Origin of the sequence: Bifidobacterium sp. W8103 (genome assembly GCF_016100775.1) — a bacterium.
Classification (GTDB): domain Bacteria; phylum Actinomycetota; class Actinomycetes; order Actinomycetales; family Bifidobacteriaceae; genus Bombiscardovia; species Bombiscardovia choladohabitans.
On record NZ_JACFRV010000001.1, the window covers coordinates 1,357,783 to 1,374,797 of the forward strand.

The window sequence follows — 17,015 nt, forward strand, 5'->3', positions numbered from 1 at the left end:
GTGAACCATGGCAAAAGCCGCAGATATCCGTCCTGGCATTACGCTGGCGTGCACCGTGTGCAAGGAGCGTAATTACATTACGACCAAGAACCGTCGTAACACTCCTGACCGTCTGGAGCTCAAGAAGTTCTGCCCCCGTTGCGGCAAGCATACCCTGCACCGGGAGACCCGCTGAGTTCTTCCCGTTTTTTGGCTTCATCGGAACCCGACCATTCGGTCGGGTTCTTTTTTTATACAACGGTTCTTCTGTATGTAAATCCGTGCATATGCCTGCGCCGCGCTACCCGGGGATAGCGCTGGGGCGGAATAGGTTTTGTGCTGTATGGGAGGGGCGCAGTCTCTAGAGATTACTCTGGTAGGCGGCCGCGAAGGCCTGATCCAGGTCGGCGATCAGGTCGCCCGGGTTCTCCAGGCCCACGGAGATTCGAATCAGATCGTCGCCCACACCGGCGCTCAGGCGGTAGGGGCCTGGAACCTCCCTGTGGGTGATCCTGGCCGGGTCCACAATCAGGGTGCGGCAGTCGCCGATGTTGGGCATGTAGCTCATGAGACGTACCGAGTCCACGATGCGCTTGACCTGTTCGTAGCCCCCTTGGACTTTGAAGGAGAGGATCGTGCCGACACCCTTGGGCAGCAGAGTCGAGGCCAGGCGGTCCTGCTGGTCTGTATCGCCCTGATGTCGCCCCTCGGGAATGCCTGAATAGTTGACCTGCTCCACCTGGGGAACGGTCAGCAGGTGGCGGGCCAGGGCTTCTGCCGTCTTCACCTCGGTGGCGACCCGCTGGGCCAGAGTCTCAAGTCCGGTCAGCTGCAGGTAGGCGGTGAAGGGGCTCATGACCGCCCCGAAGGTGTGCAGGTACTTGGTATGGACCCTGTGCAGAAAGGCCATCCTGCCGAAGGCATCCAGAAAGCTGACCATGGACCCGTGCCGCTCGTCGCTGATGATCAGTTCGGGCTGGCTCATCTGCGGGAAGCGGCCGTTGCCCCAGTCGAACCGTCCCGCATCCACGATGGCCCCGCCCAGGGCATTGCCATGGCCGCTGATCCCCTTGGTGGTCGAATGCACGACGATGTCGGCGCCGAAGTCGATCGGGTTAAGCAGGTATGGCGTGGGCACCGTATTGTCGATGATCAGGGCCAGTCCATGCCGGTGGGCCAGTTCGGCCAGACCAGGGATGTCGGCTATGGCTGTGGACGGATTGGCCACGGACTCGGCGAAGATGGCCCTGGTGTTGTCCTGGATCAGGGATTCCACGGCATCAAGGTCGTTGATGTCATCCACGAAATCCGTCTCGATGCCGAAGTTGGGGAAGAAGGTCTTCATGGCATCCACAGAGGTTCCATAAAGATCGACCGGGGAGATCAGTCTTCCACCGCCCTCGGCTGCGCACATGAGGGCCGATGACACGGCTGCCATCCCTGAGGCCATGGCCACGGCCCCCTTGCCACCCTCCAGGCTGGCCAGGCGGTCCTCCAGGACCTTGACCGTGGGGTTGGCCAGGCGTGAGTAAGAGAATCCTTGAATTTCACCGGCGGCCAGGGCATCCCCCCGGTCGGCAGTGACCATGTCAAAGGCGGCCGACTGGAAGATGGGGACGCTGGCCGCGCCTCCGCCCAGGCCTTGACAGTCATAGCCGTCATGGACGGCCTTTGTTGCGAATCCTTTGCTCATGACGGCCCGCTCCTCTGAATGTGGCCTAGATGCTGGCTTGCTTCAGGGATTATCAAACCCGTTTTCGGATGCCGAGACAACACTGTTTCTATAGGCGTTCCTTATAAGAGGTTATTCAGTCTTTGCCGTCCTTGTCGGTAGCATCGGCTGACCGCGGATAAATCAAGAGAACCTACCCATGTGTGGCTCTATATTTTGCTTTTGTTTGCCGTGTGCAGGCTGAGGGCACATGGCGTGCCTGCCGTAATTCACTGTATCGAGCCAGTGGGTCGAGAAGGCAGATCAAGACAGCAGATCAGATGGCTGGTAGTCAAGAAGGGCTCTAGATCAACTCTGTCACCTGCGATGATACAGTGAAATACATGTCAGAAGCAGTCACCGCCAACATCTCAACTCCGACATTTGCTGATATCACCACCATAGGTGTGGGCGGGAGCATGGCCGCCTTCGTTCAGCCCCGAAGCCGTGTGGATATGATTGAGGCTGTGGAGGGCGCGGATTCCAAGGGGCTGCCTCTCTGCCTGATCGGTGGGGGATCCAACCTGCTTGCCTCTGACCAGGATTTTCCCGGCGTGGTTGTGCGTGATACCCGTCAGGACATCAGCGTGCCTGACGAGGTGGCTCCGCCTGAGGGTGGGCTTCCCGTCGTTCACATCAATGCCACGGCAGGGACCAACTGGGATGACCTGGTCTCCTACTGCGTGCGCATGCATTTGATCGGGGTGGAGGGCCTATCCGGCATCCCAGGTACTGTCGGGGCTTCGGTGGTCCAGAACATCGGCGCCTACGGCCAGGAGGTCGGACGTCTGGTTGACTCGGTTGAGGTCTGGGATCGCCAGGACAAGGTCACCGCCTATTTGCAGGCCTCGGATTTGGGTTTTGGATACAGGACCTCCCTGCTCAAGCAGACCATGTACCAGGCGCCGGCTGTGCCCGATGCACGGTTCTTCCCGACGCCGCGGTATGTGGTCCTTTCGGTCACCCTGGTTTTGCGACATGGGTCCGCTGCTCAGGTGGGTTCGGCCCAGCTTGCCAAGGCCCTGGGCGTGGAGCCCGGAGCAACCCTTCCCCTGGAGCGGATTCGACAGGCGGTCCTGACCGTCAGAGCAGGCAAGGGGATGCTGGAGGATCCTTACAGGTACCTGACCGACTGGATGGGATCATGCCGTCGAACCTCCGACCTGGAAGAGGCTCTGGAGGCGGTCCAGGATGACCTTCACGGCCCCAGGGGCGAACGGGTGCTGCTTGACCGCCACAGCTGCGGGAGTTTCTTCACCAATCCGATCATCACTCGTGAGGCCACGGATGCCCTGCCGGCGGATGCCCCTCGTTACCCTGTCGGAGACTCGGCTTTGGTCAAGACCTCAGCTGCCTGGCTGATCGATCATTCGGGTTTCCATAAGGGATTCGCTTTGGAGCAGGGGTCGGCTGCCGCCCTGTCTGACGTGCACACGCTGGCGCTGACCAACCGGGGAGGTGCCGGCTCAGACGACATGGTGGCCCTGGCCCGTGCCATCCAGAAAGGTGTGGATTCCACCTTTGGCATCCACCTGATTCCCGAACCTGTCACCCCGGGTATTGATTTGGCCTGGTAACCCCTGCTCCAAGCTCCGTTTCTTCCGACCCTCAGATCGACGCAAAGATCTGGGGGTCTTTTTTTAAAAAAGCGTTCATAAAAATGCCGGGATAAGCAACAGCTGGCAACATATTCCTCCGCCACCGCTCTATCACATAGCTTGAAAACATCAATGGACGAATCGGACCGTCACCTGCGTTGTCGCTGGTTGAAACAGACCTGTCGGATCCATCAGTCCTGATGATGGCAGGGATGGTATGGCGGTTTCCCATGACATAGCGGTCGGCGGGCGGGAGGCAAACGGACGGAAAGGAAGCATCGTGGAGAGGCTGCAGGAAGCAGTGGCCGTGCATCTGGGGCTGACCAATCCAGAGGCAGCTCGACGGCCCATCAGAATCATCCAGTTCGGAGAGGGCAATTTCCTCAGAGGATTTGTTGAGTGGATAGTCCAGCAGCTCAACAACAAAGGCGTGTTTGGGGGGAACGTAGCAGTGGTCCAACCCCGGGAAAACGGCAGAGTCCAAGCCTTGGAGGACCAGGAAGAGCTTTACACCGTCATTTTGGAAGGTCTCAAGGACGGACAGCCGGTCCGTAGCCATGAGCTGATCGACTCCATCGGCAAGACAGTCAACCCTTACCAGGACTGGGAGGGGTTTCTGTCTCTGGCGGATGATCCTGATACGCAGATCATCGTCTCCAACACGACCGAGGCAGGCATTGCCGTCAACGACGGGGATAAGGTCACGGACCAGCCACCAGCGGGGTATCCGGCGAAGTTGGCTCATCTGCTCAAGCGTAGGTTCGACAGGTCCATGCCAGGCTTCCTGATTATGCCCTGCGAGCTTATCACCGACAACGGTCCGGCCCTGTATCGTGCCCTGATAAAGGTCGCCGAACGGTTCGGATGGGGTAAGGACTTCATCGACTGGCTTGATCGGGAGAACACGTTCGTATCAACACTTGTGGATCGGATAGTCCCCGGCTATCCGCGCGAAGATGCCCAGGAGCTTTGGGGGAGGCTTGGCTACGAGGACCAGAACATGGTCAAGGCCGAGCCCTTCCTGCTCTGGGTCGTGGCCGGCGACCAGACCGCCCAGCGCAAGGTCGATGAACTGCTTCCCGCGCGGAAGGTCGGAATCGACCTGGTGACCTGTGATGCCGTCCAGCCCTACCGTGAGCGCAAGGTTTATCTGCTCAACGGCCCTCATACCACCATGGCCCAGGTGGCCCGTCTGGCCGGATTCAAGACCGTAGGACAGGTCATGGGCGATAAGACCATGCGTTCCTTTATCACCCGCGAGATGGAGGAGGAGATCATCCCCGTACAGACCCTGCCCAAGGAGGAGCTGGAGAGCTTCGCTGCTGCGGTTCGTGAGCGGTTCGACAACCCCTTTGTCCAGCATTCTCTGGATTCCATAGGGTTGAACTCGGTCTCCAAATTCGTCTCCCGTCTTCTCCCGCTGGTTACGGCCAACGTAAATCGGGGGAGTGGGCTTCCGGAACGGATCGTCCTGGCGCTGTCCTGCCTGTTGTGGACTTATGGCGGCAAGGCCGGTGATGCTGTGAAGATTCAGGATGATCAAAAAGTCATTGATGCCTTCCGCGAGGCTGCTGGTCAGGATGATTTTGTCAACCGGATTCTTGCTGATGCCTCCATATGGGGCCATGACCTGACCGGGATCGCAGGGCTGGGGGAGGCCGTCCGGAAGAACCTGGACGATTTGGCCGACTGGGGCGTCCAGCCCTTGATTGACCGATTGGCATGAGCCTTCAAGGCAATTTAATTCTCGCATTGCAGGTATGTCGGCTTTCCAAGGTTGGAAGAAGCTTCCCTCAAGGCATGGTCCTGACGGGAATATCGAAAAAGTGTCTGATGCCAGGTTGGGTTTGCGATTGACCCAGACTGGCTCAGACACCTTCTTATTGTTCAGGATTTCTTCTGCTTCACCTTCGGGCCAGCTTCGCTTTCAGGTCTGCTTGGTCGCCGGACGAGGCTTGTCTTGACGAATGAGACCAGGCAATAAGCTGCTAAAGCGGCCGCAAACGAGGAATACAAAGGCCCCCTTGCCCGAACAGCATGGCAAGGGGGCCTTGCCTGATTGTGTTTCATCAACGGTTGTATCGGAAAGCGTCCCAGACTCCGAGCAGATACTGGATGCCCATGGCGCGGTCATAAAGGCCGTAGCCCGGCCGCGGTCTGCCGGCTTCCGTGTTCTCATTCCATAGATGCCGTCCGTGGTCGGGGCGGATGTAGCCTTGGTAATCGGCCTCGGCGTAAGCCTTCACGATGCCGACGGTGTCCACGTTCCCCTCGCAGGCGCGGTGGCCCACCTCGTAGAATGAGCCCTGCTCGTCGGTGAACCGGATGTTGCGCACATGGCTGAAGTAGATCCTGTCCATGAAGGTCTTGACTGCATCCACGGCGTTGTTGCCTCTTCTGGATGAGAAGGATCCCAGGCACAGGCACAGTCCGTTGCAGGGGCTGGGGTTAAGGTCGAGCACTCGTTGGATTCCCTTCTTGCTGGAGACCACGCGTGGCCAGCCGAACAGGTCGAAGGCAGGGTCGTCGGGGTGGACGGCCAGCTTGACCCCGTAGCGTTCGCAGGTGGGGATCACGGCATCCAGGAAATACTTGTAGTTGGCGTACATCTGCCCGTGGTCCATTCCCTGATAGGCCTCCATCAGTTCAGGCAGATGGGCAAGCCGCTCAGGTTCCCAGCCAGGCACAGTCAGGGACCCGGCCCCCTTCAGGGTTTCGTCGATAATGCCCTGTGGGCTGAGCAGGTCCACCTGGTGCTGGTTGTAGTAGAGGGCGGTGGACCCGTCTGGGCAAGGGTGGAACATCTCCGTGCGCAGCCAGTCGAAGACCGGCATGAAGTTGTAGGTGACAACTTTGACCCCGGCCTTGCCCAGGTTGGCTATAGTCTCCATGTAGGCGTCAATGGCCTGGTCACGGCTCATCCCGAGGACCGTCGAACCGGTCTTGATGGATTCGTGAACGTTGACTGACTCAACCACGTCGGCGTTGAAGGTCTTGGTTATGCCTGCCGCCCGATCCCTGGCAGACAACCCGGTGATTGTCGCCATGGCCTCTTCGATTTCGCCCGGCTGCCAAACCTCGCCGGCCTGTTTATGGTGGAGGGACCAGACAATGGTCTCCACCCCCGGAATCTGACGAATATCATCGAGGCTGATGGTGTCGTTGCCCTCTCCATACCAGCGGAATCCCATGTGCATGATGTTCTCTCCTCACATTCGAATCGGGGGAACCCCGTCATTGCCTGCCTTGACCAGTCAGTAGATACCGAGGTCACCAGGCGCTTGCAGCTTTGTGAAGGGTGTTGGCGACGGCGCCGGTGCCCTGGCACATGGCGGCCAGGAGGGTCTCGATTTTGTCGGCCAGCGGGGTGGCGTTCAGATCGGTTCCGAAGATGGAGGTATCGGCCAGGATGGACTTGATCGTCGTCGTCAGAGTCTCCTTCTTTGCTGACCCATTGAGTGGGATGTCGACCATAATCCTTTGAAGCTCTTCCAGACGTGGGTCTGGGCTCAGCTTGATCAGCTGCCCGGCATCGTCGGTTCCATGGCCATCCGAACCGATCAGCAGCCGCAGCCAGGCTGCGATGATCAGCGGGATGGCTTCCAGATCGGCTGTGTCAAGGTCCTGGGATCGGATGTACTTGCTGATGGTGATTCCGTACCTGACCGGAATCTTCTGCGAGGTGTCGGCGCAGATGCGTGCCGGTGTATCGGGCAGGCCAGGATTGGGAACCCTGATTTCAATGACTTGGCGGAGGAATTCCTTTGGGGAGAAGATGCCCGGATCCTCGACCACAGGCAACCCTTCCACATAGCCCAGCCGGGTGACCAAGGCTTTGAGGTCCGGGTCGGCGACGGTCTTCGACATGGTCGGATACCCCAGGAGCATACCGAAGACGGCCAAGGCTGTATGCAGGGGGTTCAGACAGGCGGTGACCTTCATCCGGTCGGCGGCGTTGACCGTATCCTTGTCGGTCATGTAGACCCCTGCCTTTTCCAGAGGCGGGCGGCCTGCAGGGAAGTCGTCCTCAACCACCCAATACCAGGTCTCCTCGGTGTTGGCATAGGGGGCCATAGCGGTTCCGCCCCTGGTACGGAAGGGTTCCGCATCGGCAATGCCCAGAGCCTTGAGTCTGCGACCCACTTCCGCGTCTGGGTTGGGAGTGATTCTGTCGATCATGGTCAGCGGGAAGCTGATCTTGTTCTTGTCTCTGAGGTAGTCGCCGAAGCTTTTTTCGGCCAGGCCTCTCCCTATCCACTCGTCAGCCATCTGCCTCACGGCTTGACCGAACCGCTCCCCGTTTCGTGAGAAGTTGTCGGTGCTGACCAGGGCCAGGGGAAGGGCACCGGCCCGGTAGCGCTCCAGCAGGAGGGCCGTGATGACTGCGATGGCGCTCTTGGCCTTGTCGGGTCCGCCCTCGAATTCCGGAGCAATCCATGGCAGCGGCCGGCCTTGGGAGTCGACCAGCGCGTAGCCTTTCTCGGTGATGGTTGTGGTGACCATCTGCAGGCTGGGATTGCGGAAGACCAGCCTCAGATCACGCAGGGGCTTCGGGTCTTCGCCCAGCGGATAGGTGCCCGCAACTGAGGCGACCAACGAGGTTTTCATGGATTCGTCCGCTTTCAGGATGACCTGAAGATAGCGGTCGTCGAAGGGGGTATAGGCCTGATCGACGATGGCTGGGTCGAAGGATTCGGCCACTAATATGCCTCGGTCGGTGGCGCCTGAATCAAGAAGTTTTTGGGCAATGGGGGCATGAACTGCCCTGAAGAGGTTGCCTGCCCCGAAGTGGACCCAGGCAGGCAAGCGCTTGGTGGCCTGGCGCATGGCCTCGATGTCGTAGGACGGCAGGGTGACACCGGCCTTCTGCCAGGCAGCAGTCTGATTATGTATATCGTCGCTCAGGTGAAGCATCAGTGTCTTCCTTTATCAAAAGAGCCATTCCGCGGAGACCAGGCGTACGCACTTGCCCCACTTGTTTTCGAACCTACTCAAGTCGGAGCTTGCCTGCCTTCGGAGTTGCCGTTTGTTTCTCACCAGACTGCTGTCGGCTGCTATGGACATTGTGGAATTACTTATACTTGGACGCTAAGAGGTACTTGGCTTTGTTGGCGTATGTTCCATGCGCTATGGGGCTGCAGAGGGAAGGCTGATACGGCTAGATGAAGACCGAAGCAGATTCGGGCGGCGATTCCTCCAAGGGCAACCGCCGCATCACCATATATGATGTGGCCCGCCAGGCCGGCGTCTCTCCTTCAACGGTCTCGCGCACCTTTTCACGCCCGGATCGGGTCAGCATTTCGACCGCTCGGATGGTTCAGAAGGTCGCTGATTCGCTGGGCTATCACAGCGACATGGTCGACAGCAGGTCAGACTCCCAAGGCAGGGGACTGGTGGCGGTCATTGTGCCCGACCTGGGTAATCAGTTTTTCACCGGAGTCATCCGCAATATCCAGGACGAATGCGAGCGTTTCCATTTCGAAACTCTGATTCTTGATACCCGGGAGTCCATTACCCGGGAGCGCAGAATCGTCGATGCGGTCGCCCCTGTGGTCTCGGGAATCATCCTGGTCTCCCCTAGGATGCCCGATGCCATGATCCGCAAGTGCGCCCAGCTGCGTCCTCTTGTCAGCGTCAACCGTGATGTTCGGGGCGTCTCCAGCATCAGCATCGACTCGTCCAAGGGGGCATGCCAGGCGGTCGACTACCTGCACTCATTGGGTTGCCGGAGTCTTACTTATTTGGACGGGCCGGCGGCCTCCTGGTCAAGTGGCATACGGTGGCGGCACATCCTCGATGAGTGCGACGCCAAGGGGATGAGCGTCAAGCGCTCGCTGCCTTGCGCTCCCACCTTTTACGGGGGCTATTCCTTTGCAGAGAAATATCTGGCAAATCCTACGGGAGCGGTCATTGCCCACAACGATCTGATGGCGATCGGTCTGATTGTGGCCTTACGACGGCTGGGTTGCCTGTGCCCTCGTGATGTCTCGGTCATCGGGTTCGACAACGACATCATGTCCATGGTGAGCAGTCCGCCTCTGACCACCATTCATATGTCCCTTTCGGCCCTTGGACGTGGGGCTGCCGATCTTCTTATGCAGCGTCTTTCCGGAGCCTCCCTGTCTGTAGCCCCGACGGTTCCAGCCCGTCTGGTCATCAGGCAGAGTACAGGCAAGGTTGCGTCAGGTTCCTGATCAGGAAGGTTTCCGACAAGTCATGGCAACATCATGCTGAGCCTTTTCGGGTGCACATAGGCTGAGCAAGAGCATGTGTGAGTTCCGATTGTCTGACTGCTTTACCTGCCCCTTGGTCTGTACAGGAGGATTTGGGCATCGCGGAAATTCGGATGCCGGACTTGCTGTTTTCGACTAAGGAGTTTGTAGTGGCTTTCCTGGATGACGATTTTCTTCTCGGGACGCGGTTGTCTCGAGGGTTGTTCCATGACGTGGCTGAGAATCTTCCCCTGGTGGATTATCACTGCCATCTGCACGCCAAGGAGATCTATGAGGACCCCAACTTCGATAATATCGTCGACGCCTGGCTGACAGATGGACACAACTATGGAGACCACTATAAATGGCGACTGGAGAGGGCCAATGGTGTTCCGGAACGGCTGATCACCGGGGACGGCGACCCTTGGGACAAATTCATGGCTTACGCCCGGACCATGGAACAGGCTGTGGGCAGCCCGGTCTATCTATGGACGCACATGGAGCTGCGGAGGTACTTCGGCATCTGCGAACCCCTGACCACCAAGACCGCCAGGTCCATCTTTGATCAGACCAACGAGTTGCTGGCCACCCCGGACTTCTCGCGAAGAGCGCTTCTGCGTCGCATGAACCTCAAGGTGGTCTGCACCACGGATTCCCCTGAGGACAGTCTGGAGTACCACGATCGGTTCGCCAAGGAGGGGGAGTCCTTCAGGATGGTCCCCGCCTTCCGCCCGGATGCGGCCCTGAATCCGACAGCCAAGGGGTATGGCGGGTGGATCGGCACAATGGAGTCGGTCTGCGGCAAGCCGATCAATGACTTCAGCGATCTGGTCGAAGCTCTGCGCAATCGTGTGGATTACTTCCATCAGCATGGTTCCAGACTCTCCGACCATGCTGTCGATGTGGTGGAGTTCGCTCCGGCGACTGCCGAGCAGCTGGATGCCATCTTCAGCAAGGCCAGGGCCGGACTGGACCTTGGCAGGCAGGAGCAGGCCCAATACCGTGCAGGCCTCATCCTTGAGCTCATGCGGATCTACAAGGATAAGGGCTGGACCATGCAGCTCCACCTCCATGCCAGTCGCAACAACAATTCGACAGCCTTCCAGCGGTTGGGAGCGGACACGGGTTACGATGCCCTGGCGGACGGTTCGGTGGCCGCCCCCCTTGCGGCCCTTCTTGACCAGGCGCAAAGTTCGAACATCCTGCCCAGAACCATCGTCTATTCCCTCAATCCCAACGACTACATGGCCATAGCCACTGACCTGGGCTGCTTTGGCGGCGATGATCGGGGCCAGCTTCAACTGGGCAACGCCTGGTGGTTCAACGACACCATCACCGGGATGCGCCGCCAGCTTGAGGTTCTGGCAGAAACCTCTCTCTTGGGCAATGCGGTAGGAATGACCACGGACTCCCGCAGCTTCCTGTCCTTCCCCAGGCACGAGCTCTTCCGCAGGGTGCTCTGCGGGCTCCTGGGCGACTGGGCGAGCCAAGGCGTCATTCCTGATGACGAGGAGTATCTTGCCCCTCTGGTCCGCGCGGTCTCCTATGAGAACGCCCTGGCCCTTTTTAAGAGCTGATGTGCAGGTTGGCTGACCCCCATGGCCAGAAAGTCGCTTCGTGCGACAGCTCTGACGGCTCGGCGAGAATGCGGCGCCAGGGCCGCAAAGGCCTGGTCGCTCTGTATCAGGGGGATTCGATCCCTGTGTGATTTGACGGTTCCGGTCGTGCTCCCCAACGGGTAGTATCCCGAAATGGGCAAAGTCCGGACTTGTGTATTCCCATCTCCTATAGTGATGGGCCGGAGGAGCTTACGGCACAATAAGTCACGATTGGGAGCAGAATGGAATTATTCAGGAAGAAATCGGTTGAACAGACCCTGGCAGAGACCGGGGAGGAAGGCAGGTCGCTCAAGCGGACGCTGACCACCTGGGACCTGGCCATCATGGCCGTCGCAGTGGCCGTGGGCGCCGGTATTTTCTCGGTGGGTGCCCAGGCGGCGGCCTTCCATGCGGGCCCGGCCGTCATCATCTCCTTCGTCATTGCAGGCATCGTCTGCGCGGCAGCCGTCATGTGCTACGCGGAGTTTGCCTCCATGATCCCTGTTTCAGGCTCGGCCTACACCTTCACCTACAACACCATGGGCGAACTGGTGGCCTGGATCATCGGCTGGGACCTGATTCTGGAGATGCTCATGGCTGCCTCGGTCATCTCCAAGTACTGGGGCGTTTACCTGAATGACTTCATCCATCTGATGGGCGGCACCTCGTTCAGCTCCAGCTTCCATCTGGGCGGCGTGGACGTGGATCTGGCCCCGCTGGCGGTCGTCACGCTCTTCACCGTCCTGCTGGTCCTGGGCACCAAGCTTTCCGCCCGGTTCGACGGCGCCTTGACCGTCCTCAAGATCGGCATCGTGGTCTTCGTCATCGTGGTGGGCTTCTTCTACGTCAAGTTGGACAACTACCGGCCCTTCATCCCGCCTTCCGAGCCGGCCTCGGCTGTTCCGGGTGCCAGCGTGCCGGGAATCATGGGCCAGCCGCTCTGGCAGTGGGTTTCGGGCATGCAGCCCACCATCTACGGTGTCCCTGGCATCCTCTCAGGTGCTGCTCTGGTCTTCTTCGCCTTCGTGGGTTTCGATATCGTCGCCACCACCTCCGAGGAGGCCAAGGAGCCCCATAAGACCATCCCCCGTGGAATCGGCCTGGGCATGCTGATCGTCATCACCCTGTACATCCTGGTCGCCATCGTCACCACCGGCATGGTCTCCTACAAGGACCTGGCCAAGGCCAAGAGCCCCTCCCTGGCCACTGGATTCGAGATGGTCGGCGCTCCCTGGGCTGCCAAGATCATCTCCTTCGGCATCGTGGTGGGGCTGACCACCGTGGTCATGGTCCTCCTGCTGGGGCTGACCCGCATAGTCTTCGCCATGAGCCGCGACGGGCTCCTTCCACGTGCCCTGTCCCGCACCGGCCGTCATGGCACGCCGGCCCGCATTCAGATCCTGGGCGGCATCGTGGTAGCCGTGGTGGCCTCCTGCTTCCCCATAGACGTCCTGTCCGACATGGTCAACATCGGCACGCTCTCGGCCTTCCTGCTGGTGGCCATCTCCCTGCCCATCATGCGCAAGCGCCGGCCTGACCTGCCTCGGTCTTTCAAGATGCCCGGCAACCCCTGGGTGCCCATTCTGATCGCCCTGGCCTGCCTCTGGCTGATGCTCAACCTGACCGTGCTGACCTGGATTCGATTCGTGGTCTGGCTGGCTGCAGGCCTGGCCATCTACTTCGGCTATTCCTACCGGCACTCCCTGCTCGGCCGTCATCAGCTCAGCGGGAAGATATCCAAGGCCACCCAGGCCGGTCTGGACTGACCTGGAGCGTCTGCGCTGCAGTGTAGAGTGAATACTCGCATACTCAGGAGGTAACCCATGACCTACGTCATCGCTCAGCCCTGCGTGGACGTCAAGGACAAGGCCTGCGTGGACGAATGCCCGGTGGACTGCATCTACGAGGGCGTCCGTTCGCTCTACATCAACCCCAACGAGTGCGTGGACTGCGGAGCCTGCGAGCCGGTCTGCCCGGTGGAGGCCATCTTCTACGAGGACGACCTGCCCGATGAGTGGACCTGGTACAAGGACGCGGCGACTGATTTCTTCGCCCAGGTGGGGGATGCCGGCGGCGCTGCTGCAGTCGGGCCCTACGATCACGATCCGGAGGGTGTGGCAGCCCTGCCACCCAACAAGTAGTCGATAAAGGCTGACGGGCCGCGGATGGGAGCCATCCCTCCGCGGCTTATTCATAGGAGAAAGGCGGGCCATGGGTTTCCACTCTTTCGAATCCCCCTACGACTGGTCAAGGATTGACTCTTTCCGGCGGCGTGCTGAGCAGTGCCCCGGCGGTATGGTCGACCTGTCGGTGGGTTCGCCGGTGGATCCTGTACCCAGGTCGGTCAGGGATGCCTTGACTGCGGCTTCGGATGATGGCCAGGCACGGGGTTATCCGAAAACCGCCGGTGATGGTCCCCTGAGGCAGGCCGCGTCCGACTGGTTCCGTCGTCGCCGCGGGGTCGATCTGGCTGCCATTGGCGCGGATCTGGTGCCCACGGTCGGATCCAAGGAGGCGGTGGCGCTCATGGCCTCTCTTCTGCATCTGGGACCGGGGGACCGGGTGGTGCAGCCGACGGTATCCTATCCCACCTATGCCATCGGAACCCAGCTGGCCGGGGCCCAGGTGACGACCGTGGACGATCCGACTGATACGGACTCATGGGTGGATCTGCCCGGTGTGCGAGCAATATGGATCAATTCGCCAGGCAACCCCGGTGGGCGGATCATCGACCGAGCCGGGCTGGCTAAGATTGTGCGGGCGGCCCGTTCGATAGGGGCGACGGTCCTGAGTGACGAGTGCTATGCCCTGCTGGATTGGTCATGGCCCACCCAAGCCGGGCAGGATGCACCGATCCCCGCCTCGCCCTGCATCCTGGAGCCTCAAGTCTGTGGCGGCGATGCCAGTGGGATACTCTGTCTGTACTCGATGAGCAAGCAGTCCAACATGGCCGGATACAGGGCGGCGCTGGTGGCCGGAGATGCTGATCTGGTGGAGGCCATGACCGCCTACCGCAAGCAGGTGGGACTGATTGTGCCAGGTCCGGTGCAGCGGGCCATGCGGGCCGCTCTGGACGATGGAGAGGCCGTGCTGGCCCAGCGAGAGGTCTACGCCCGTCGCCTGCGAGCCTTGGCTCAAGCTCTGAGGGCTTACGGGTATGAGGCCGTCATGCCCCAAGGCGGCCTTTATATCTGGACGCAAGCCCGTTCGGGTGATTGCTGGGCGGATATGGCTGACCTGTCCCGTATGGGGATCCTTGCCAGTCCTGGGGAGTTCTACGGGGATGGTCGCCGTTTGCGATTCTCGTCCACCATATCTGACGAGCAGCTGGAGCTGGCCCTGGAGCGTTTGCGTACCGGCCCTAAAGACCCATGCTGACTGAACCCTTGCCGTAGCGGCTCCTGATGGAGTCCATGGTGGCCTCTGCCTGATCCAGGCGCTGGGCCTCGCTGCCGGTGTGACGTTTGCTCTCGCGCATGATGTCATCCAAGGATGGCTGGATTGGGGTATCCTCCACCCGGCTCAGACCGGATGCGCTGACACCGGCTAAGCGGATCAGCCGGGGCAGGGGGGTGTCCATGGGCACCCCATCGGGCAGCCCCAGCATGGCCTTGAGCAGGCCGACCGCCTGCGGATAGATGCGGTTGGCTGAGTTGACCGGGGTTTCCAGGGTATGGGCCTTGGTCATATAGCGCAGATCATCAAAGCGCAGTTTGACGGTGATGGTCCGGGCGACCAGGTCATGCGCTCGCAGTCCGGTGGCCACCTCGTTGCTGCAGACGCGCAGGAGGTCGCAGACCTGCTTCATGCTGGTGGTGTCGTGCAGGAAGGTACGTTCCGCGCCCAGGGATTTCTCAGGTGCTCGTGGCTGGACCGGATCGTCGTCCAGCCCGTGGGAGGCCTGTGCCAGCTTCCTGGCTGTAAGGCTCGAGCCTGTGGCCCGAGTCAGGTCGCGCTCGCTCATGCTAGCCAGATCAGCCACATCCTTGACGGCCCAGTCGTTGAGCCGCTTCTCCAGGGCGGGGCCGATGCCGGGAATGCCGCGCAGAGGCATCAGCTGGACGAACTCGGCCTGCCTGGCCTTGGGAATCAACAGCATTCCGTCGGGCTTGGCGTTGGTCGAGGCCATTTTGGCCACCAACTTGTTGGTAGCGATGCCTACTGAGCAGGTGACGTGGAACTGACGGGCCACGCTGGCTCGGATCCACCGGGCTATGGCTGTGGGCTTGCCCCAGCGTATGAGCGCTCCTGACACATCCATGTAGCATTCATCCACCGAGACTTGCTCGATCTGATCGGTGATCTGTGAGAAAACCGTATCAAATATCCGTCGTGAGATGTTCCGGTAATAGGTCATGTCAACCGGGAGGAAGATCCCTTGAGGGCACAATCGCCTGGCGCGTGCCAAGGGCATGGCCGAATTGATGCCGAAAGCCCTGGCCTCATAGCTGGCCGCGGAGACCACTGCACGACGTCCAGTGCCGATGATGACCGGTCGGCCCTGCAGTTGCGGGTGCCGGGCTACTTCGCAGGAGGCGTAGAAGGCGTCCATGTCAATGTGCAGCACTGTGCAGCCGCTCTCGTCATGCCCCCAGTCCTTCTTGGCGGCTGCAAGCCTTGGCGCTGTACTCATAGCTCTATGATATAAGGCGACCCCGGAGGAATGTGTAATACATTATTCTCAAAATTCAATTCTGGGGAAAGAATCATTTTTCTGGTTTTTATCCAAGAAAATGAAACAGGTCTGTTCTCCGATTCATTGGGTCCGCCTGCTCCGGCGAGTCAGATCAGTCAATCATGGTATTCTATTGTTTTGTTCTCGAAACTTTGGGATCAAGTCTCCGGTTCGGGAGCCAGCATGGAGACGTGCCTGAGTGGCCGAAAGGGGCACCCTGCTAAGGTGTTGACTGCGCAAGCGGTCCAGGAGTTCGAATCTCCTCGTCTCCGCCAGATGGCCGGTGATCGCTGATTCTGGACGATCATCGGCCTTATCCATTGTTAAGGGATTCATCACTAGCAGAGTCGTTGCCAAGGGCGTTTATTTCCATATTCTTTCTTTGCGAAGCTGAGGTCTGGAAAAATGCCAGTCCGCGTGGCGGTAGACCGACGGTGTCTGGCAGGCATCTGTATGACAGGGAAAGCCGCAGCCGAGTAAGGTTGCACGGACCGTCCGGGCGATCATGAGGCAGACGAAGCCTGGTCTTTCGACAGGGGAATCAGCCTGTGGCCTTCGCCCAGTGCACTGGGCTGGGCCCGGCCCTGCAGAAGGTCGTCCATTCGGCCATGAAAGGCCGGCGCCTCTGCAGGCTCCAGATCGTAGGTCAATCGGACCCTATCGGTGAAGTCTTCGGTCTCCACGTGCCCGCCAGAGGTGCGGATCAGACGGCGCAGGGGATCGTACTCCGGGTAGTCCACAGTGATTGTGAAGCGCTGCGTCGGGAGCACGCGTGCCGATCTCGCCGCCTTGAGCGCAAGGGAGGCTGCCGAGGAATAGGCCCGGATCAACCCCCCTGACCCGAGAAGGATTCCCCCGAAGTATCGGGTCACAGTCAGGACGCAGTCGGTCAGTCCCTGCCGACGCATGACCTCAAGTATGGGCTTGCCGGCCGTTCCGGAGGGCTCCCCGTCATCGCTCATGCGCTCGCTGGTGCGGCCCTCGGGTCCCCATATCGCGCAGTGGCAGACGTGCCGGGCCTTGGGGTGCTGCAAGCGGACCTCCTGGACGAAGGCCATGGCCGTCTCCTGATCCTCCACATGGCAGGCCTGGCCGATGAATTCGGACTTGCGCTCGATCAGAGAGCCTGTGGCCGGTTTCTGCGGCGTATCCAGTATGGTGAGCAAATCGGCTTGCCTCCTATGCCTCTTGTCTCCTCGATTCCCTCGTCATCTCCATGCTAGAGGGGATCGGATCCCTGGC

Annotated in this window: 13 protein-coding genes and 1 tRNA gene; 9 read left to right on the forward strand and 5 right to left on the reverse strand. The window is 60.1% G+C overall.

The window, feature by feature from the left end; translation table 11 throughout:
- The first annotated feature begins 7 nt into the window (after positions 1-7).
- On the forward strand, positions 8-175 hold the full coding sequence (gene rpmG / locus H3U90_RS05120; protein WP_015022386.1) for a 50S ribosomal protein L33: 168 nt from the start codon (positions 8-10) through the stop codon (positions 173-175).
- Positions 176-340: 165 nt separating this feature from the next.
- On the opposite strand, the gene H3U90_RS05125 is transcribed toward rpmG, so the two are convergent.
- On the reverse strand, positions 341-1,672 hold the full coding sequence (locus H3U90_RS05125; RefSeq protein WP_198177303.1) for an O-acetylhomoserine aminocarboxypropyltransferase/cysteine synthase family protein: 1,332 nt from the start codon (positions 1,670-1,672) through the stop codon (positions 341-343).
- 362 nt (positions 1,673-2,034) lie between these two features.
- Here H3U90_RS05125 and H3U90_RS05130 point away from each other — a divergent pair, with 362 nt between their 5' ends.
- Positions 2,035-3,267, forward strand: a complete 1,233-nt coding sequence (locus H3U90_RS05130; RefSeq protein WP_198177304.1) for an FAD-binding protein — start codon at positions 2,035-2,037, stop codon at positions 3,265-3,267.
- Positions 3,268-3,568: 301 nt separating this feature from the next.
- Positions 3,569-5,014: a tagaturonate reductase gene (locus H3U90_RS05135; RefSeq protein WP_198177305.1), complete on the forward strand. Its 1,446-nt coding sequence runs from the start codon at positions 3,569-3,571 to the stop codon at positions 5,012-5,014.
- A 343-nt stretch (positions 5,015-5,357) separates the two neighbouring features.
- On the opposite strand, the gene H3U90_RS05140 is transcribed toward H3U90_RS05135, so the two are convergent.
- Together H3U90_RS05140 and H3U90_RS05145 are read right to left on the reverse strand one after the other, a co-directional pair.
- A complete protein-coding gene (locus H3U90_RS05140; protein WP_198177306.1) occupies positions 5,358-6,485 on the reverse strand; it encodes a mannonate dehydratase in 1,128 nt (375 codons plus the stop codon).
- Positions 6,486-6,558: 73 nt separating this feature from the next.
- On the reverse strand, positions 6,559-8,202 hold the full coding sequence (locus tag H3U90_RS05145; RefSeq protein WP_198177307.1) for a mannitol dehydrogenase family protein: 1,644 nt from the start codon (positions 8,200-8,202) through the stop codon (positions 6,559-6,561).
- 248 nt (positions 8,203-8,450) lie between these two features.
- Between H3U90_RS05145 and H3U90_RS05150 the strand changes: the two genes are divergently transcribed.
- The 5 genes from H3U90_RS05150 to dapC all read left to right on the forward strand — a co-directional run bounded on the left by H3U90_RS05150 (position 8,451) and on the right by dapC (position 14,476).
- Positions 8,451-9,482, forward strand: a complete 1,032-nt coding sequence (locus tag H3U90_RS05150) for a LacI family DNA-binding transcriptional regulator (RefSeq protein ID WP_198177308.1) — start codon at positions 8,451-8,453, stop codon at positions 9,480-9,482.
- A 188-nt stretch (positions 9,483-9,670) separates the two neighbouring features.
- The gene (uxaC, locus tag H3U90_RS05155) at positions 9,671-11,077 is read left to right on the forward strand and encodes a glucuronate isomerase (RefSeq protein WP_198177309.1); all 1,407 of its coding nucleotides are present in this window, start codon (positions 9,671-9,673) and stop codon (positions 11,075-11,077) included.
- A 263-nt stretch (positions 11,078-11,340) separates the two neighbouring features.
- Positions 11,341-12,864 carry an amino acid permease gene (locus H3U90_RS05160; RefSeq protein WP_198177310.1) on the forward strand — a complete coding sequence of 508 codons (1,524 nt, stop codon included), beginning with the start codon at positions 11,341-11,343 and terminating at the stop codon, positions 12,862-12,864.
- Between the two features lie 57 nt (positions 12,865-12,921).
- The gene (gene fdxA, locus H3U90_RS05165) at positions 12,922-13,239 is read left to right on the forward strand and encodes a ferredoxin (protein ID WP_110425738.1); all 318 of its coding nucleotides are present in this window, start codon (positions 12,922-12,924) and stop codon (positions 13,237-13,239) included.
- 70 nt (positions 13,240-13,309) lie between these two features.
- Positions 13,310-14,476 carry a succinyldiaminopimelate transaminase gene (dapC, locus tag H3U90_RS05170; RefSeq protein WP_198177311.1) on the forward strand — a complete coding sequence of 389 codons (1,167 nt, stop codon included), beginning with the start codon at positions 13,310-13,312 and terminating at the stop codon, positions 14,474-14,476.
- On the opposite strand, the gene dinB is transcribed toward dapC, so the two are convergent.
- The gene (gene dinB / locus H3U90_RS05175; RefSeq protein WP_198177312.1) at positions 14,460-15,731 is read right to left on the reverse strand and encodes a DNA polymerase IV; all 1,272 of its coding nucleotides are present in this window, start codon (positions 15,729-15,731) and stop codon (positions 14,460-14,462) included. The genes dapC and dinB overlap by 17 nt on opposite strands.
- Before the next feature lie 227 nt (positions 15,732-15,958).
- Between dinB and H3U90_RS05180 the strand changes: the two genes are divergently transcribed.
- A tRNA-Ser gene (locus H3U90_RS05180) sits at positions 15,959-16,048 on the forward strand.
- A 228-nt stretch (positions 16,049-16,276) separates the two neighbouring features.
- Here H3U90_RS05180 and H3U90_RS05185 read toward each other — a convergent pair.
- Complete coding sequence (locus H3U90_RS05185) at positions 16,277-16,939, reverse strand: IMPACT family protein (RefSeq protein ID WP_198177313.1); 663 nt, start codon at positions 16,937-16,939, stop codon at positions 16,277-16,279.
- Positions 16,940-17,015: the final 76 nt, after the last annotated feature.